The 16,697-nt window shown below is 70.1% G+C and carries 14 protein-coding genes and 1 pseudogene; 6 read left to right on the top strand and 9 right to left on the bottom strand.

All coding sequences use genetic code 11. The annotated features are described in order from the left end of the window. A pseudogene (locus HV826_RS13405) lies at positions 1–487 on the bottom strand (hypothetical protein); the annotation flags it as partial. 203 nt (positions 488–690) lie between these two features. Here HV826_RS13405 and HV826_RS13400 point away from each other — a divergent pair. Next, positions 691–2,943 carry a di-heme oxidoredictase family protein gene (locus tag HV826_RS13400; RefSeq protein WP_176417406.1) on the top strand — a complete coding sequence of 751 codons (2,253 nt, stop codon included), beginning with the start codon at positions 691–693 and terminating at the stop codon, positions 2,941–2,943. Positions 2,944–2,998: 55 nt separating this feature from the next. Here the strand turns inward: HV826_RS13400 and HV826_RS13395 are convergent, their stop codons facing one another. The 4 genes from HV826_RS13395 to HV826_RS13380 all read right to left on the bottom strand — a co-directional run bounded on the left by HV826_RS13395 (position 2,999) and on the right by HV826_RS13380 (position 6,520). Then, positions 2,999–5,164, bottom strand: coding sequence for a diguanylate cyclase (locus HV826_RS13395; protein ID WP_176417405.1), 2,166 nt, complete (start codon positions 5,162–5,164; stop codon positions 2,999–3,001). After that, entirely contained in the window at positions 5,161–5,442 is a 282-nt protein-coding gene (locus HV826_RS13390) for a septum formation initiator family protein (protein ID WP_176417404.1), read from the bottom strand. Before HV826_RS13390 ends, HV826_RS13395 begins: the two co-directional genes overlap by 4 nt. A 74-nt stretch (positions 5,443–5,516) precedes the next feature. Then, positions 5,517–6,032, bottom strand: coding sequence for a TlpA disulfide reductase family protein (locus tag HV826_RS13385; protein ID WP_176417403.1), 516 nt, complete (start codon positions 6,030–6,032; stop codon positions 5,517–5,519). Positions 6,033–6,037: 5 nt separating this feature from the next. Beyond that, positions 6,038–6,520, bottom strand: a complete 483-nt coding sequence (locus HV826_RS13380; protein WP_176417402.1) for a Fur family transcriptional regulator — start codon at positions 6,518–6,520, stop codon at positions 6,038–6,040. Between the two features lie 347 nt (positions 6,521–6,867). Between HV826_RS13380 and HV826_RS13375 the strand changes: the two genes are divergently transcribed. From HV826_RS13375 to HV826_RS13365, 3 genes are all read left to right on the top strand, one after another. Next, the gene (locus HV826_RS13375; protein ID WP_368670911.1) at positions 6,868–8,016 is read left to right on the top strand and encodes a hypothetical protein; all 1,149 of its coding nucleotides are present in this window, start codon (positions 6,868–6,870) and stop codon (positions 8,014–8,016) included. A 29-nt stretch (positions 8,017–8,045) separates the two neighbouring features. Further along, positions 8,046–8,369, top strand: coding sequence for an FmdB family zinc ribbon protein (locus HV826_RS13370; RefSeq protein ID WP_176417400.1), 324 nt, complete (start codon positions 8,046–8,048; stop codon positions 8,367–8,369). A gap of 324 nt (positions 8,370–8,693) precedes the next feature. Continuing rightward, entirely contained in the window at positions 8,694–9,440 is a 747-nt protein-coding gene (locus HV826_RS13365; protein WP_176417399.1) for a hypothetical protein, read from the top strand. A gap of 21 nt (positions 9,441–9,461) precedes the next feature. Here the strand turns inward: HV826_RS13365 and HV826_RS13360 are convergent, their stop codons facing one another. Together HV826_RS13360 and HV826_RS13355 are read right to left on the bottom strand one after the other, a co-directional pair. Continuing rightward, entirely contained in the window at positions 9,462–10,190 is a 729-nt protein-coding gene (locus HV826_RS13360; protein WP_176417398.1) for a PHP domain-containing protein, read from the bottom strand. A 62-nt stretch (positions 10,191–10,252) separates the two neighbouring features. Then, the gene (locus HV826_RS13355) at positions 10,253–10,528 is read right to left on the bottom strand and encodes a hypothetical protein (RefSeq protein WP_090492493.1); all 276 of its coding nucleotides are present in this window, start codon (positions 10,526–10,528) and stop codon (positions 10,253–10,255) included. A 229-nt stretch (positions 10,529–10,757) separates the two neighbouring features. On the opposite strand from HV826_RS13355, the gene HV826_RS13350 reads away from it, so the two are divergent. Continuing rightward, complete coding sequence (locus tag HV826_RS13350) at positions 10,758–10,967, top strand: hypothetical protein (RefSeq protein WP_163787247.1); 210 nt, start codon at positions 10,758–10,760, stop codon at positions 10,965–10,967. A 59-nt stretch (positions 10,968–11,026) separates the two neighbouring features. Here the strand turns inward: HV826_RS13350 and HV826_RS13345 are convergent, their stop codons facing one another. Together HV826_RS13345 and HV826_RS13340 are read right to left on the bottom strand one after the other, a co-directional pair. After that, complete coding sequence (locus HV826_RS13345; RefSeq protein WP_176417397.1) at positions 11,027–13,180, bottom strand: alpha-amylase family glycosyl hydrolase; 2,154 nt, start codon at positions 13,178–13,180, stop codon at positions 11,027–11,029. Between the two features lie 76 nt (positions 13,181–13,256). Next, positions 13,257–15,125: a serine/threonine-protein kinase gene (locus tag HV826_RS13340; protein ID WP_176417396.1), complete on the bottom strand. Its 1,869-nt coding sequence runs from the start codon at positions 15,123–15,125 to the stop codon at positions 13,257–13,259. 88 nt (positions 15,126–15,213) lie between these two features. Between HV826_RS13340 and HV826_RS13335 the strand changes: the two genes are divergently transcribed. Beyond that, entirely contained in the window at positions 15,214–16,599 is a 1,386-nt protein-coding gene (locus HV826_RS13335) for a sigma 54-interacting transcriptional regulator (RefSeq protein WP_368670910.1), read from the top strand. Positions 16,600–16,697 lie beyond the last annotated feature (98 nt).

Here is a 16,697-nt window from a genome sequence, read left to right as displayed (position 1 = left end):
GAGATGTGTAATAAGAGACAGGCGCCAGGCTCCGCTCCAGCCCCACCACGCGCCCCGAGGGCCCCACCGCCAGCGACGCCACCATCGCGTCCTGCGCCAGCCCCAGCGTGCAGTCCAGCACCGCGTCCCCGGCGCGAAGCTCCGCCACCCGAACGAAGGCATCCGGCTCCCCCGCCCGCAGCCGCATCCGCCGCAGGTGCGCCATGCCCGCGTGGAATCCAAACGAGCCCTCCGCGTCCCACAGCGTCACGCCGTCTCCGCCCACCACCAGCAGCGCCGCCGCCTTTGTCCCCAGCCACGGCGCCACGCTCTCCTTCGCGCGCCGCGGCAGGAAGGGCACGCCCCACCGCGCCGCCACGGCCCGCGCCTCGCGCACCAGCGCCGCGTCCACCTTCGTGCTCGTCGTCACCGCCAGCGGTACCAGGACCACCTCCTGCCTCGCATCCACCATGCCCGCGGCGAAGGGGCAACGGATTCCGCCCTCCATGACGCTCCGCGCCACGTCGCGACTGGCCCATCGCGTCAATCGTGGAAGGCCCTGCCTGCCTCCGTCTCGGAGCCGACAGGATTAGTACGAATTAACGAACTCCATAGGAATTCCTGCCTTCGTGCCTCAGAATCGGACTTCCTTCGGACGATGGAGAATCTCCCCAATCCGCGCCCGGAGTGGATCGCTTGGAGAGGACAACGATGCACAACAGAGCAACAGGAATGGCCGTTGTCGTACTGGTCGCAACCCTCTTGGTGGGCGACGCGTTCGCAGCCACCTTTGGAGTCACGCCGTCGGGCTCGTCCGCCGTCTTCTTTGTCGACACCACCGCCTGGGCGGACATCCACTACGTCCGCAACAATCAGGGGCAGCTCAACTATCGGATGGGCATCGTCAACGGCCGGAACCAATACACGGTGACCGGCCTGTCCGCGGGCGACACCATCGACTACTCCTTCACGTACTGGGACGTGTCCTGCAACTGTGCTCGTGACACGGCCTGGACGCGCTACACGCACTCCGGCACGCAGCCTCCGCCGCCCCCGCCGGACGCGGGCACCGACGCGGGCACGCCGCCGCCTCCCACGGACGCGGGCACGCCGCCGCCTCCCACGGGCCCCATCGTCCCGCTGTACACCACGTCCACGCCGCTGGAGCCCGCGACGGTCCAGGAGACGGCCACCGCCATCATCACCCGCGTGGGCGACCGCGTCCGGGATCGCCACGCGCGCGAGGACATGTTCCAGTCGTATGACCACTACCTGCCCCTCTATTTCCAGGCGCGCACGCACTACATCGAAATCGTCGACGAGGTCGCCAAGGGCGGCAACCGCGTCACGGTGAACCTGCACACCGTGTACCCGTATGACCGCCCCGACTTCCGCGCCTTCTTCCGCGGGCTCGGCACCGTGGCGGAGTACTTCCACAACGCCCAGTTCACCACGGTGAACGACTACCTCTACACGTCCAGCGTCAACTTCAACGCCAAGGAAGGCCGCGCCATCCGCGTGGGTGACCGCATGGAGCTGGAGGTGGGCGTCTTCCTTCGTCAACCGGTGGAAGGCCGTTTCAACTACTACTCCACCACGTACCTCTACATGGTCGGCTCGGGCGGCGTGGTGCCCTACGACGTGACGGGCGCCATCCGGGACTCCATCCCCATGCCGCAGGCGGGCTGGAGCGGCGGCCGCACCACGCTGAGCTCGCCGCAGTCCAACGAGCCCGACAACCGCTTCCTGCAGATGGCCAACAACCTGGCGCCGGTGAGCGCGCAGGCCTTCGTGGAGGGCCGCCGCATCCACCACACGAACTTCGGTGATGGCAGCCACTCCGAGCCGGGAAACCCCGCCCTCACCCAGCACCAGGGCAAGCTGGGTCCCAGCTACGTCGCCCCGTCCTGCGTCTCCTGCCACGTGCAGAACGGCCGCGCCCTGCCCCCGGGCACCAACACGACGCTGACGAACTACGTGGTGAAGGTGGGCCAGGCCAACGGCGCCGCCGACCCGTTCCTCGGCTACCGGCTGCAGCCGCGCCGCACCAGCGGCACGCCCGAGGGCGCGGCCCGCATCACCGGGTGGACCGTCACCTCCGGCACCTACGGGGACGGCGCCGGGTTCGAGCTGCGCCGGCCCAACTACGCCTTCACCAACAACACGCCCACGAACTACTCGGCGCGCATCTCCCCGCAGTTGGTGGGTATGGGCCTGCTGGAGGCCGTCCCGGAGTCGGCCATCGCCGCGCTGGCGGACCCCAACGACAGCAACGGTGACGGCATCTCCGGCCGCATGCACCAGGTGAGGGATCCGCAGACGGGCGTGACGCGGCTGGGCCGCTTCGGCTGGAAGGCCAGCACCGCCACGGTGCGCCACCAGGTGGCCGAGGCCCTCAACAGCGACCTCGGCGTCACCACCTCCGTGTTCCCGTCGCTGGACTGCGGCCCGTCGCAGCAGGGCTGCGCCGGCACCAGCACCGAGCTGGCCAACACCGAGCTGGACAAGCTCACGCGCTACATCTCCCTGCTGGGCGTGCCGGCGCGCCGCAACCTGAGCGACGCCACGGCGCTGCGCGGTGAGACGCTGTTCAACAACGCGGGCTGCGCGCGGTGCCACACGGCCTCCCTGACGACCAGCGCGTACCACCCGCACGCGGAGCTGCGCGGTCAGAGCATCCGTCCATACACGGACCTGCTGCTGCACGACATGGGCCCGGGGCTGGCGGACAACCTGGTGGACGGCCAGGCCACCGGCGCGGAGTGGCGCACGCCTCCGCTGTGGGGCATTGGCCTGACGGCGGGCGTCAGCGGCGGCGAGGCCTACCTGCACGACGGCCGCGCCCGCAACCTCTCCGAGGCCATCCTCTGGCACGGCGGCGAGGGCCAGGCGGCGCGCAACAACTTCGCCAACATGAACAGCGCGGACCGCAACGCGCTGCTGGCGTTCCTGCGCTCGCTGTAGGCCGCTGAAGCCTTTCCAGGGGGCCGCGCGTCACGGGCGGCCCCCTGCTTCAAACTCAGGACGCGTTCGCCGCCTGGAGCTTCCGGCCGCCCTGCATGATGGCCACGGTGACGGACTGGTTCCGGCCGTTGCGCTTCGAGTGGTAGAGGCACTGGTCGGCCAGGTCGATGAGCTGCTGCTTCTCCGTGCCGCTGTCGGGGAAGGTGGCGATGCCCAGCGACATGGTGATCTTCAGCGGCCCCATCTCCGTCTGGAACGTCTCCGCCTTCACGGCCTCGCGGATGCGCTCGGAGATGATGAAGGCGCCCTTGGCGTCCGTCTCCGGCATGATGATGACGAACTCCTCGCCGCCGTACCGCGCGACGATGTCCGTGTCGCGCGCCATCGTCTTGATGATGCGGGCCACGCCCTTGAGCACCTGGTCTCCCGTCGGGTGGCCGTAGGTGTCGTTGACGCTCTTGAAGTGGTCCACGTCGGTGAGGATGATGGAGCACTTGCGCTGGTACCTGCGCGCCTGGGCCAGGATTTCATCCGCCTTCGTCTGGAAGGTGCGGTGGTTGAACAGGCCGGTGAGGCCGTCCGTGGTGGCCATGCGCTCCATCTGCTCGAAGAGCTGCGCACGGAGCACCGCCTGCGCGGCCTGGATGGCGATGACCTCGATCATCCGCAGCACGTCCTGCTCGAACGCGGCCTTCTTGCGCGAGCCCGCCACCAGCGTGCCAAGAATCCGGTCCCCCGCCACCAGCGGGAAGATCTTCAGCGCGCCCAGGCCGCGAATCTGCGTCTCGTCGTCGAAGATGATCTGCCGGTCCATGGCCTTGATGTCGCGACCCGGCAGCGGCGCCCCGTAGCGGACCACGTTGGCCACCAGCCCGTTGTTGTCCTCGAAGCTCTGGCCGGACAGCGCCTGGCCCTGCGCCGTCACGCCGGACATGCGCACCACGCGGTGCATGCGCTTGCCGTCCGCCTCGGACACCAGCGTCACCGCGCAGAAGTCCAGGCCCGCCAGCTGCCGGGTGCTCTCCAGCACCGCCACGAACACCTGGTCCGGGCTGCCCGCGCGGTTGAGCTCCTCGATGGCGCGGAAGAACCGGTCCTTCTCGTCGCGCGTCTTGCGGATGTAGCTCATCACCCGCTCCACCTCGATGGAGCGCAGCACCTCGCCGGCGATGATGGAGAGCAGCTTCTCATCCTGGTCGCTGAAGGGCTCGTTCGCCAGCCGGTCCGCCACCAGCACGCCGCGCACCAGGCCGCTGGCCTCCAGGATGGGCACCGCGAGCAGCGCCTGCACTGCGGGGCCGCCGCCCTCGTAGTGCGTCACGCCCTTGAGCCCGCTCGGCGAGTTCATCCGCACCGGCGCGCGGCGCTTGAGCACGCCGCCGATGATGCCCTCGCCCGCGTTGAAGCGCTCGCGCTGCACCCGCTCGGAGCCGGAGCGGCAGTCGTACAGCTTGAGGCTCCGGTCATCCGACGTGAGCAGGAACGCGGCGCAGGTGTTCGTGCGCAGCCCCGTCTCCGCGATTTCGAGCGCGGCCTGCACGGCGCCTTCAATCTCCTTCACCGAGGCCACCAGCCACTTCTCGTCCGAGCTCATCCCGCTGAAGCTGTCCTGCGTGCCGGACGACACCAGCCGGAAGGTGCGCGCCCGCTCCTCCACCTCGCGGATGCGCTTCTGCACCGCGTCGCTCTCCGCCCGGCGCGCGGCGGCGATGCGCGTCGCCAGCACCAGGTGGTAGAGGCCGGAGAACAGGGCCAGGAAGGCCGCGTGCGTCAGGTAGCCCGTGGCGTTGGGCACCGGACCGACCAGCGTCACCAGCGCGTCGTACACCAGCGCCACGCCCAGCAGCGTCAGGCCCGCGTTGCGCGGCAGGAAGGCCACCAGGAACGCCATCAGCAGGTAGACGATGGGGAACAAATCCCCGCCGCCAATGGCCACCACGACGAAGGCCGCGGAGATGAGCGCGCCGCCCAGCTCCAGGTCGTCCCGCAAATCGATGACGGCGCCCACCGCGCCGCGCATGGCCCGGCGCCAGGCGGCCACGGCGATGCCCACCAGCAGGCAGCCCACCAGGGCCGCCTCGGTCCACCCCAGCGTGCTCAGCCCCCGGAAGCCGCCGCGCGCCAGGTGGATGAACGTGGCGAGCGCGGCCGCGGCCGGGATGGACCGGACCGCGAGACGCAGCAACCTTCCGGGAGACGGAAACTCGGGCAGCGACGTCATGGGGACTCCAGGTGGAAGACCAGCTCCCCCGGCTTCACGAAGCCGAGTTCCTCGCGCACGGCGCGCTCCAGCGCGGCCGGGTCCTTGCGCAGGGCGGCAATCTCCTTGCGCAGGGCCTCATTCTGGGTCGACAGGGAGCGGTTGCGGGCCTGCACCGACTCCACGTCCTGCCGGAGCGAGAGGTAGCGGCGGAAGCCCTTCGCGTCCACGACGGACACGAGGCTCAGGGCCGCAGCCACCCCCACCGCCACCACCAGGAACTTTCGCCTCGCCGTCATGAGCGCGGAGGACCGTACCAGTGGCCCCCTGCCCCGCAAGATTTCCGCTCCAGGCCTGTAGCAATGCCGAGGAGCTACTCGGGCTGGGCCAGCAGCTTCTCCACGGCCTTCGCCATGTCGGTGTGGGACTCCACGCCATGCCAGCCCGCCACGGCCCGGCCCCGGCGATCCAACAGCACGGTGGTGGGCAGGCCCTGGATGGCCCCGAAGGCGCTGTGGCCTTCAATCATCGCCTGGTTCGCGATCAGCACCGGGTAGCGCAGCGCATAGTGGTCCGCGAAGGGGGCCAGGACCTTCTCCCCCTCCAGGTCCATGCCCACCGCCACCACCTGGAAGCCCCGGGGGCCGTAGTCCTTCTGGAGCGCCTCCAGCGTGGGCATCTCCGCCAGGCACGGGAAGCACCACGTCGCGAAGAACGAGACGAGCACCACCTTCCCGTCCAGCGCGCGCAGGTCATGCGGGGTGGGCCCCACCGACGGCAGCGCCAGCGCGTTGAGGAAGGCGTGCCCCGCGTCCACCGGGCGAGTCCCCCGGCAGCCGGCCAACGCCACCAGCGCCACGAAGGCTCCCCGGAGCAGCGCGCGGGACATGACGCTCAGGCCTCCGAGGCGGGCGGCCCGGCCCGCTGACAGTCACGGCACAGGCCGTACAGCTCCATCTTGTGCGACGTCACCTTGAAGCCGTGCTTGCGGGCCACGGCGTCCTGGAGCGCCTCGATGCGCTCGTTCTCGAACTCGATGATGGCGCCGCAGCGCGTACAGACCAGGTGGTCGTGGTGGTCGCGCCCCGCGGCCGCCTCGTAGCGCGTCTGCCCGTCCCCGAAGTTGCGCGCGTGGGCCAGGCCACACTCGTTGAGCAACTTCATGGTGCGGTACACGGTGGCGACGGACACCTTGGTGTCCTGTTCGCGCACCTTGTTCCACAGTTCCTCCACCGACAGGTGGCCTCCCACCGAGAAGAACGTGTCGATGATGAGGCTGCGCTGGCGCGTGCTCTTCAGGCCGTGCTGGGCCATGTAGCGGGCAAGCACCTCGTCCTTGTCCCGGTCGTCGTCGTGGTGGTGATGGCTGTGGCTCATGTGAAATCCTTCAAGGTCGACCCGGCCATTTCCCACCAAAGGCGCCCCGCCGGAGAAGAAAACGTCACCGACATGTGTTGGTCTGCGAACGCGGCGGGCCTGATACTCCTGTCCCATCCTCCCCGCAACGCCTGGCGTGCGGCCCCGGGGGGCGCCTCCCCTCCCGCCCGCTCGTCCCCTCGACTTGCACTCGCCGTAGGCTGTTTAGATTGGAATCGGACTGGCTCATTGACACCTGTCTGCAGGCGAAGATAGAGGCATCCGCCCTCGTAAACGAGCATTTTTCCGCGACCTTCATGAACAGTCCCTGGCAGAGAAGACGGCAGCCCGACGACGTCCCCACCCCCGTGGCGGTTGCCGTCTCGGACTTCTGCAGGCGCGCGAAAGCACCCGCACCGGCACCCGAGGTCCGCGAGGCGCTGGCCCTCCTGGCCGAGGCCGATGATTTCCGCGTCCGCGCACTGACGGACGGCGAACCCGAGGCCTCCCCCCTGGGGCCCTTCGCCGTCATCGACATCCTCAGCGGCACCCAGGCCGCCGTGGCCGCGCAGCGTCAGGCGTGCGGCTTCTATGAGGTCGCCCGCGAGCTGGCCCACGTGCGCGAGCAGAGGACGCCTCCTCCAGCTCCCGCGGAGCCCACCCTCACCTTCGCCCCGCCACCCGCCGCGGAGGCGTCCTCCGGGAAGAAGGGTGGCAAGGCCTCGAAGGAGGACCTGGAGGCCACCGTCAAGGAGCGCATCGCCCCGCGCAAGCGCGCCCCCACGGAGGACACCCTGGGGTCGCCCGCCGACTTCGCCGAGGAGCCCGCCCTCTCGCGCAGGGACCTGCCGCGCCCCCGGGGCCGCTTCACCCGCGTGGAGGCGCCGCGCGCGTCCTTCCTGGAGCTGACGCGCCTGACGGGCAAGCCCATCGTAGAGGCCGCGCTGGAGGCGGCCGACCACCGCTTCGCGCTGCTGCGGGCCCTGTCCCAGCGCTTCAATGGCGCGCGAGGCGAGCTGACGCAGATGGACCTGGAGAACGTGCTCCGGGACCACGCGCTGATGGACACGATGGTGGAGAAGGAGCGCCGCCAGGTGCTGGACGGCTTCACCGGCCAGCGGGGCGCCGCCGGCCGCGTGGCCTGGGCCCTGGGCCTGAGCCCGTCGGAGCTGCAACGGCTGGTCTCCGTGCTGTCGCTGACGGAGGAAGTGGAGGCCCTGCGCGAGCGTTTCCGCCGCGAGGCCCTGGCCGCGCCCCACCTGACGCACCGGCTGGATTTGCTCGGGCGCGAGAAGTACCTGGCCGACCTGGGCATCCAGAAGAAGTTCGCCGACATGCTCCGCAAGGAACTGGAGCGGCTGGTCGGTGAGGTCCTGAACGATGCCAGAGACCTGCACGAACTGGCGGATGCCGTCGCCCGCAAGCACGGCGCCCCGGCCGAGCTCGTCTTCCGCGCCTTGGAGCGCTTGGGACTGGCGGACGGACTGCGCAAGCAGCTGCTGGCCGGCTCCCGCTGAATCAACACCCTGACGAGGCACTGAGAACCATGCCCATCTACGAGTACTCCTGCCAGAGCTGTGGAAAGATGATCGACGTGCTGCAGAAGATCTCCGACCCCGCCCCTGCCACGTGCAGCGCGTGCGGGGCCGAGGGGTCGATGACCAAGGTCGTCAGCCGCTCGAGCTTCGTCCTCAAGGGCGGGGGGTGGTACTCCGACCTGTACAGCTCCACCAAGAAGGACGGCGGCGGCTCCACGTCGAGCAGCAGCGCCTCCTCCTCGTCGTCGAGCGCGTCCTCGCCGGCCAGCAGCGCGCCCAGCACGCCGGCACCGGCCCCCGCCGCGCCGGCCGCCTCGGGCGACAAGAAGTAGTCCCCGGCCCGCGCCCCCTTGGGGCCGGGCCCGCCGAAAATTCGCTCCGGGCATGGGAGCGGCGCACACTCACGCCCCGTGCCCTTTCCCCCCTCCAAGCGTCCTCCCCGTCACTGCGCGCTGTGTGGTCATCCGGAGCTGACGGACACCCGCGGGTTCGGCCGTTTCCTCCTCGTCGCGGACCCGCATGGCCGCGGCCCCATCTGCCCGTCCCAGCGCGGATGCCGCGGCGGCAAGCGCGAGGCGCTGGAGCCATCCCCGCTGACGCAGCCAGCCCGGTGAGCTAATCAGGACACCTGCCGGGCCCTGTCCCGCGGAGGTGCCATGCCGCTCGCCCCATTCCGAATCCTGTCCCTCTCCCTGCTGACCGTGCTTGGCGCGGGCTGTGCGTCCCAGACGCGCATGCCACCCGAGGCGCGGACCTCCCTCCACCAGACGCTCTCCGGCCCGGAGGCGGAGCAGTACCTCCGCGTCTCCAGCAACGTCACGCCGCTCTTCGGTGACGCCTCCAAGCGCCTGCTGACGCCCTACGCGCCCGAGGACGTCCGGCTGCTCGACGACACGAAGGGCGCCCCCATCAACCCGGGCGCCGTGGAGCGCGTGCTCCCCGCCGGGACGAAGGTGCGCATCACCCGCGTGGAGTTCCCCACCTCCTGGGTCATCACCGAGCGCGTCCTCTACAGCCCGCGCGCCTGGCCCTGGGTGTACCTCACGGAGGCCGGCGCGCCCGCCAACGCGCCGCCGCTCATCCTGGTGATGCCGCCCAACCTGGACCGCCCGGAGGACTTCCGCACGGAGCTGGAGAAGTACCTGTCCGCGCGGGACTTGAAGCCCACCCTGGACGCGCTGCCCCCCGCGGTGCAGGAGGCCGTGCGCGAGAAGCGACTGGTAGCCAACATGTCCGCGGACGCGGCGCGCATGGCCTGGGGCCCGCCGGAGACGGTGCGGCGCTCCCTGGAAGGCACGGCCAAGAACGAGGAGTGGATCTACCCCGGCGGCCGCCGCCGCGCCTTCTTCACGGACGGGCGCCTCGCTCGCGCCGAGGAAGGCGGCGGCCAGGTCGTCCCCTGAGCGGACCGCGGTGAGCGCCGGCTAGCGACGGCGGCGCTTGCCACCACCGCCGCGGCCACCACCACCGGACTTGCGCGCCGCCTGGGCTTCTCCCGGGCGCGTGAGCCGGGGAAGGTCGCCGGCCATCACCGGCCAGAAGTCGCCCTTCAGCAGCTCGGCCACCAGCTCGGCCTGCGTCTGCACCGGCCGCTTGAAGAGCGTGGCACCCCGGCCGACCTCGTCGAGCGAGCCCCGGGCGTCACTGTCTCCGACACACGGAAGCTTCAGCGCCGCCGCGGCCTCCACGGCCAGGTCATTGGACGTCTGCTTCACCCGGGCGTTGTAGCCCTCCACGGCGCTCAGCACGCTGAGGGAGCGGATGAAGTCCATGGCCGGGTTCTGCGAGTCCCGGTCATAGGGCCGCGCGGCGATGATGGCGGCGCCCAGGGCCTTCACCTTGGGCAGGCACTCGGCGGCGCTCCACGGCTTCTCGCGGTTGCTGCCCCACATCTGCACCGGCTCCGGGGCCAGCTCCGGCTTCGGGAAGAAGCACAGGTACTGTCCACGGTCCGTCACCAGCTCCAGCCCGACGAAGACCTTCAGCTTCGACTTCGCGCCGATCTCGAAGAGCTCGTCACAGCCGTCCTGGGTGTTCGTCTCGGTGAAGGCCACCCCGTCCAGGCCGAACAAGGCGGCCCGCTCCAGCACGGCGCGAGGATCCAGCTCGCAACCCTTGGACAGGTGGGAATGGGCGTGCAGGTCGATGAGCATGGGCGCTGCTCCCTAACAGGCTCCCCCGAGCCCTGTCGAGCCTGCAACGCCCTGCCCCCGGCTCAGGCGAACGCGTAGGACTGGAAGGTGCCCTGGGTGGCCTGGGTGTTCTTCTCCTCGTAGGTGCGGATGAGGTACCCCATCAGCATCAGCGAGGACGTGTTCTCCAGCACCCGGGACGGGTCCTTGGAGATGAGATTCGCGCTGTAATTGAGGAAGAACTGGGCCAGCTCTTCACCTGCCTCCTTGACGATGAGCGCATTCAGCGCGGAGGGCTCCATCGTCCGGATGGTGTTGATGAAGTCTACGGCCAGGTCCTTCTTGGTCTTCATGTCCACGGGCCTTCCCCCTTCCCCACTCCGCCGCCACTCGCGGCCCCCTGCCACGAGCGCCCCACGCAATCAGGTGCGACTCGAGCAACATAGGCACGGGCAAGAGGCTGCAAACCCCCAGGCGTGGACGAGCAATATCCCCGCGGCAGGGAAGCCGGGTTTTTGACACCCCGGAACGGCGCGTGCGATAACCCCCTATTGTCCTGAATCAGCACCGCACAAGGAGTGGCAGGCGATGTTCACGGGCGTGAAGGTCTTCTCCGCCACCAAGGCGAAGGAGCGCGAGGAGCTGGGTGAGAACGTCACCCGGTGGCTGAAGAGCAACTCCGACCTGGAGATTGTGGACCGGGTCGTGTGTCAGTCTTCCGACAACGAATTCCACTGCTACACCATGGTGTTTTTCTACAAGCACGGCAAGAGCGAGCAGGCGGCCCCGCAGTCCTGAGCGGGATGCGCCGGCGGAAGGGGGACGGCCCACCCCTCCACCGGAACATCCCCGCGCGGTTACCCCTGGTGAGGCACGTAGACAGCGACGCCGCGCGGCGGGACGACGAGCACCGTCTCCGTGCCGGCGAGCTGCAGCGTCTGCCCCGTGAAGATGTCCGCGTAGGTGTCGCTGCTCGCGGCCAGGCTCCCCATCAGCTCCAGCACCAGTGAGCGCTCCACGGCGCCGCGGTTGATGGCCACCAGAGCGCCCCGCCCGTCCGGCAGATCGCGCTGGAACACGTAGAGGTCGTTCTCCACGCGCAGGGTCCGCCGCGCGCCCGTCTGCAGCGCCTCGTGCGCCAGGCGCGCCTGCCCCAGCTTCTGCACGAAGCCGAGCAGCTCCTGCTCCAGCGGCGCCAGCGTGCCGCCGAAGCGCATGAAGCGGCGGTTGTCCGGATCCCCCGCGCCCGGCAGGCCGACCTCGTCGCCGTAGTACACCAGCGGCACGCCCGGCTGCGTCAGCACGAAGGTGAAGCCGTACTTCATCTTCTCGAAGGCGGTCGGGTCCGTCACCACCGCGGACGGGCGGTTGGGGCCGAAGGGGTCGCTCCCCTCCCCTTGCAGCTGCCCCGCGGCCTGGGAGATGAAGCGCGCCACGTCGTGGTTGCCCAGGAACGGCGAGTTGAGCGTCCCCGGCGCGTAGAAGACCTCGTTGGCGCGCACCGCGTCGTCCACGCGCTGCAGGCCCTGGCCGTCCGCGAAGGCCTCGCGCACCGGCCAGTACAGGGGGAAGTCGAACTGCCCGTCCAGCTCACGCGGGCTGATGTAGCGGGCAATCTGCGAACGGCCGTCCGCGCCGACGAACGTCTCGCCCACCAGGTAGAACTCGGTGCCCGTCATGGCGGTGATTTCCTTCAGCTTCCCGCGGATGGTGCGCCCGGCCACCTGCTCCATGTGCTTCACCGCGTCCAGGCGGAAGCCGTCGAAGTCCGCCTGCTCCAGCCACCACAGCGTGTCCGCGGCGAACTGGTCCACGAAGTCCGTGGAGCGCCAGTTGAAGTCCGGCAGGTAGTCCGTGAACTTGCAGATGAGGCGCTGGGCCTCCCAGTCGCAGTCCTGCGAGCCGCACACGCAGCTGGCGGAAGTATTGAACCAGCCTTCCTGGCCGTGGTTCGTCCAGTAGGGGTGCTCCTGGTGGACGTGGTTGAGCACCAGGTCGGCGATGACGCGGATGCCCCGCTTGTGCGCGGCCTGGGTGAGGGCGCGCAGCTCCTCCAGCGAACCGAAGCGGTGCTGCGTCTCGCGCGGCTTCGACGGCCAGTAGCCGTGGTAGCCCGTGTAGTACTTGCCGCCGGTGCCGATGAAGCGCCCCTCCGGGTTCTGATCCACCGGCGAAATCCAGAGCGTGCGCACGCCCAGCGCGTCGAAGTAGCCCTCTTCCAGCTTCTGGGTGATGCCCGCGAAGTCACCGCCCAGGTAGTTGGCGATGGGGTCCACGTCCGCCACCGGGCCGTCGTTCTCCGGCCGGGCATTGTTGAAGCGGTCGGTGAACGCGAAGTACATCAGCCCCGACTCCCAGCGGAACCGCTCCGGCTCCACCCAGAACGGCAGGTAGAGCGGCTCCGCCTCTCGGCCCTGGCTGTCCCGGGCCACCACCTTCACGTGGTGCTTGCCCTGCGCCAGGCCCTGCACCTTCAGGCTGAAGCGGCCGGTAGCGGCGTCATAGGCGTCCGGCCGGGGCGTCCCGTCCAGCGACAGCACCAGGCCCTCACCCGCCGGGCCGGCCTTGTCAGTCCCATCGAGGTAGGAGACGGCCACGTCCAGCGCGCCCTCGGGCGTCACCGTGAAGCGGTTCAGCTCCAGCACGGGCTGGCGACAGTCCGGCACGGTGAGGCGCGAATACTCCTCCGCGCGAACCCAACGCGAGTACGGGTTCTCCGGGTCCAGCTCCTGCTTGTCGCCCAGCACGAAGCGGTAGCCGTAGTCGCGCGGCTCCAGCCCCTCCAGGCGGAGCGTGAACACGCCGTCGCCCCGGTCGGTCATGGCCTGAGGCAGGGAGGCGAAGTTGTTCCACTCCCCCATGACCTGAACGTCGCCCGCGACGGACTGCTGCGGTGCGTAGGTCAACGTCACGTCACAGGTCCGGACAGGGATGGAGTCAGACTCACCACATGCGGCCGCCGTCAGCAGCGCAGGGAGCGTCAGGAGTCGAGGAAAGCGGAGGTGCGTCATGCGAGCCCCGTTGTACGGGAGGCTCCCTCGCTTTTCCAAGCCCCCGGCGCGCAACCGGATGACTCGTTGCGTCGAATCATGGACGGCCGGGCTGGCGGGCTTCGTACTCCTGCAGGGTGCGCAGGACGGTGCTCGCGAGCGGATGGTCCGAAGGGGCCAGCTCCAGGAAGCGGTGGTAGTTGCGAGCCCCCTCCTCGACTCGCCCCAGCTTCACCTCCACCGCCCCCAGCAGCAGGTAGCACTCGGCGTTGTCGGGCTCGAGCCGGACACACTCGCGGGCGGAGCTCCGTGCGGCCGTGAACTTCCCCTCGCGCTGGAGGGTCCGCCCGGCGATGAGCACCCTGTACGCGGGCCCCGCCGTCACCTGCGACGCCGCCAGGGCGTTGCCCGCCTCGCCCAGCCGCGTCGCCTGGGCCTGCCGCGTCGGTCCTCGTGCGCCCGAGCCAGTCGCGGGAACGACCTTGCCGCTCCGCGCTCCGGAGACCGGCCGCGCCACGCCGGAGCGTCCGGCTGCGGCCTCCGGCGTGTCTGCGTTTTCCGACACCTCTTCGTCATCCGCGCTCTCAACCACGGCCGCGGAGGCCCGCGAAGGCGCCGCTGCCGCGACCGGGCGTGTGGCGGCTGCGACGGGAGGAATGATCCGCTGCGCCACGGGCGGCCCGGGCACGCGCGCCTCCTCCCTGGCGGCGGCCAGCAAGTCGGACCCCACCCGCGTCACCGCCACCGCGGCGAGCACCGCGGCCACCACCAGGCCGACCCTGGCCACCCACTGGGAGCTCCGGCTGCCTTCGGCGAACAGGCCCACCCGCGTCACGCGCGGCGCGGGCGCCTCCCGCGCCGCGTCGTCCACCTCGACCGGCCCGCGCTCCTCGGTGCGGGAGTCCGGCGCCAGGTCCAGCGCTGGCACGCCGTGCTGCGTGGGCGCTGGCAGCGGGGGCGCCTCGCGCCAGATGGACAGCTCCTCCGCGAAGGCGGCCGGCACGCGGGCATCCACCCCCAGCGCCTCCAGGTCGGGGCGGAACAGCTCCCGCAGCAGGTACGCCACGGACATGGGCGAGAAGCGCGGGGTGGACGAGTAGAGAAAGCCGGCCAGGGCATCCCCGAGCGCGTGAGCGGACGCGAAACGGGAGTCCTTCCGGAGCGCGAGCGCCCGCTGGAGGATGGCGTCCAGCGCCACGGGGATGTCGGACCGCACCTGTCGCGCCGAGGGCAGCGGCTGGCCGCTGTTCAACCGCTGCAACACCGTGTGGACCTGGCCCTCCAAGGGCAGCCGGCCGCAGAGCATCTGGAACAGCACCACGCCGGTGGCCCAGACGTCCGTTCGGGCATCCACCGCTTCGCCCCGCGCCTGCTCCGGCGAGAAGAACAGGTACTTCCCCTTCACCACGCCGGGCTCGGTGTTGAAGCTGCGCAGGGAGCGCGCCTTGGCGATGCCGAAGTCGACGATCTTGACCTCTCCCTCGTAGCCGATGAGGACGTTGTCGGGAGAGATGTCCCGGTGGACGATGCCCAGCGGCTCGCCCTTCTCGTCACCGCGCGTGTGGGCGTAGTGCAGGCCGCGGCACATCTCCATGGCGATGAAGACGGCGATGGGCACCGGCAGGGAGTGGAAGCCGGAGCGCAGCGCTCGCTTCATGATGCGGTTCAGCGGCTGGCCCTCCACCAACTCCATGGCCAGGAAGTACTGCCCGTCCACCTTCCCGAAGTCGAAGACCTGGGCAATGGCCCCGTGCGACAGCGTGGCGGAGATGCGCGCCTCGCTGATGAACATGGACACGAAGGCTTCGTCGTTGGCGTACTCCGGGAGCACCTTCTTGATGAGCACGGACTTGGTGACGCCCGCCGCGCCCCGGAGCCGGGCGCGCCACGTCTCCGCCATGCCGCCATGGCCCACCCGCTCTTGAAGCTCATACCGGCCGAATCGCTCTCGCGGCGCACTTGCCATCGCGGCTGACACCCCCTTTCAAAGTTTACCGCATAACCCGGGAATGCGGAGGCCAACCCCGCAAGGCGGCTGTGATATCGTCCGCGCCGTGGCGAGTCTGGGAGATGAGGACGGGGACGACGAGCTGGTCCGCACCGATGCGTTGCCGGCCATTCGCGTCCAAAGGGTACGTACCCGGCTGGTGGTGTTGTCGGGTCCGGACGCTGGCCGCGACTGGCCGCTGATGCCTGGACGTTATCGCGTGGGTTCGGGCCGGGATGCGGACATCCTCCTCTCGGACCGGGCGGTGTCGCGGCAGCACCTCCTCCTCGAGGTGAACGAGAGCGGCGTGCGCGCGGTGGACCCGGGCTCGCGCAATGGCTCCTTCTGCGAAGGCATGCGCTTCCAGGAGCTGGAGGTGCGCACGGGCGCGGTCCTCAAGCTGGGCACCACCGAGCTGAAGCTGATGCCGGAGAGCGAGCGGCCCCGGGCGCGCCCCCTGTCCGCGCGCAGCGCCTTCGGCGCGCTGGTGGGCAACAGCCGCCGCATGCGGGAGCTCTTCACGTTGCTGGAGCGGCTGTCCGCGGGTGAGTCGGACGTGCTCATCCAGGGCGAGACGGGGACGGGCAAGGAGCTGTGCGCGGAGGCCATTCACACGCACAGCCCTCGGGCCCGGGGGCCCTTCGTCATCGCCGACCTGGCGGGTATCGCGCCCGCGCTGCTGGAGAGCGAGCTCTTCGGCCACGTGAAAGGCGCCTTCACGGGCGCGCACGCCGACCGCGCGGGCGCCTTCGAGCGCGCCCACGGCGGCACGCTGTTCCTGGACGAGGTCGGCGAACTGCCGCTGGAAGTCCAGCCCCGGCTGCTGCGCGCGCTGGAGCGCCGACAGGTGAAGCGCGTGGGCTCCAACGACTACCGCACCGTCGACGTGCGCGTCGTCGCGGCCACGCACCAGGACTTGGAGGGCTCGGTGCAGACCGGGCGCTTCCGCGGCGACCTCTTCCACCGGCTCGCGGTGCTCCGCGTCGGCCTTCCGCCGCTGCGGGAGCGACTGGAGGACGTGCCGCTGCTCGTCGACACGGTGCTGCAACGCATGGGGCGTCCTCCCAGCGCGCTGTCGGACCAGACGCGCGCTTTGCTCGCGCAGTACCCGTGGCCGGGCAACGTCCGCGAGCTGCGCAACGTGGTGGACCGGGTGGTGAACCTGGGTGACGAGGCCCTGCCGGACATCCCGGACCTGCCCTCCCACGCCGAGGACCCCACCACCCTGCCGCCGCCTTCGGACGACCCGGAGAGCACGCGCCCCATCTCCCTGGACCTCCCCTTCAAGGAAGCCAAGGACCGCATCATCGAAGGCTTCGAGCGCGACTACCTGCGCGCCCTCATCGACCGCTGCGAGGGCAATGTGTCCCGCGCGGCCCGCGAGGCGGGCATCGACCGCGTGTACCTGCGCAAGCTGCTGCGCAAACACGGCCTGGACACGTCGCCGGCGTAAGTGGGTGTAGGCCTCCGGCCGCCCTGCTTTCGCGGTGACGTGTGCAGGTTCGCGTGGCCGGAGGTTTCCGGGCTGGGTCATTACGTATCGAACGGCCC

Source organism: Myxococcus sp. AM010, assembly GCF_013372585.1.
In the GTDB taxonomy this organism is placed as follows: domain Bacteria; phylum Myxococcota; class Myxococcia; order Myxococcales; family Myxococcaceae; genus Myxococcus; species Myxococcus vastator.
Note: the sequence above shows the minus strand (reverse complement) of the source record. Positions and strands in the feature narration are given on the sequence as shown.

Coding starts and splice junctions, on each gene's coding strand:
- HV826_RS13400 (WP_176417406.1), top strand. CDS start 691: ATGCACAACAGAGCAACAGGAATGGCCGTTGTCGTACTGGTCGCAACC.
- HV826_RS13395 (WP_176417405.1), bottom strand. CDS start 5,164: ATGACGTCGCTGCCCGAGTTTCCGTCTCCCGGAAGGTTGCTGCGTCTC.
- HV826_RS13390 (WP_176417404.1), bottom strand. CDS start 5,442: ATGACGGCGAGGCGAAAGTTCCTGGTGGTGGCGGTGGGGGTGGCTGCG.
- HV826_RS13385 (WP_176417403.1), bottom strand. CDS start 6,032: ATGTCCCGCGCGCTGCTCCGGGGAGCCTTCGTGGCGCTGGTGGCGTTG.
- HV826_RS13380 (WP_176417402.1), bottom strand. CDS start 6,520: ATGAGCCACAGCCATCACCACCACGACGACGACCGGGACAAGGACGAG.
- HV826_RS13370 (WP_176417400.1), top strand. CDS start 8,046: ATGCCCATCTACGAGTACTCCTGCCAGAGCTGTGGAAAGATGATCGAC.
- HV826_RS13365 (WP_176417399.1), top strand. CDS start 8,694: ATGCCGCTCGCCCCATTCCGAATCCTGTCCCTCTCCCTGCTGACCGTG.
- HV826_RS13360 (WP_176417398.1), bottom strand. CDS start 10,190: ATGCTCATCGACCTGCACGCCCATTCCCACCTGTCCAAGGGTTGCGAG.
- HV826_RS13350 (WP_163787247.1), top strand. CDS start 10,758: ATGTTCACGGGCGTGAAGGTCTTCTCCGCCACCAAGGCGAAGGAGCGC.
- HV826_RS13345 (WP_176417397.1), bottom strand. CDS start 13,180: ATGACGCACCTCCGCTTTCCTCGACTCCTGACGCTCCCTGCGCTGCTG.
- HV826_RS13340 (WP_176417396.1), bottom strand. CDS start 15,125: ATGGCAAGTGCGCCGCGAGAGCGATTCGGCCGGTATGAGCTTCAAGAG.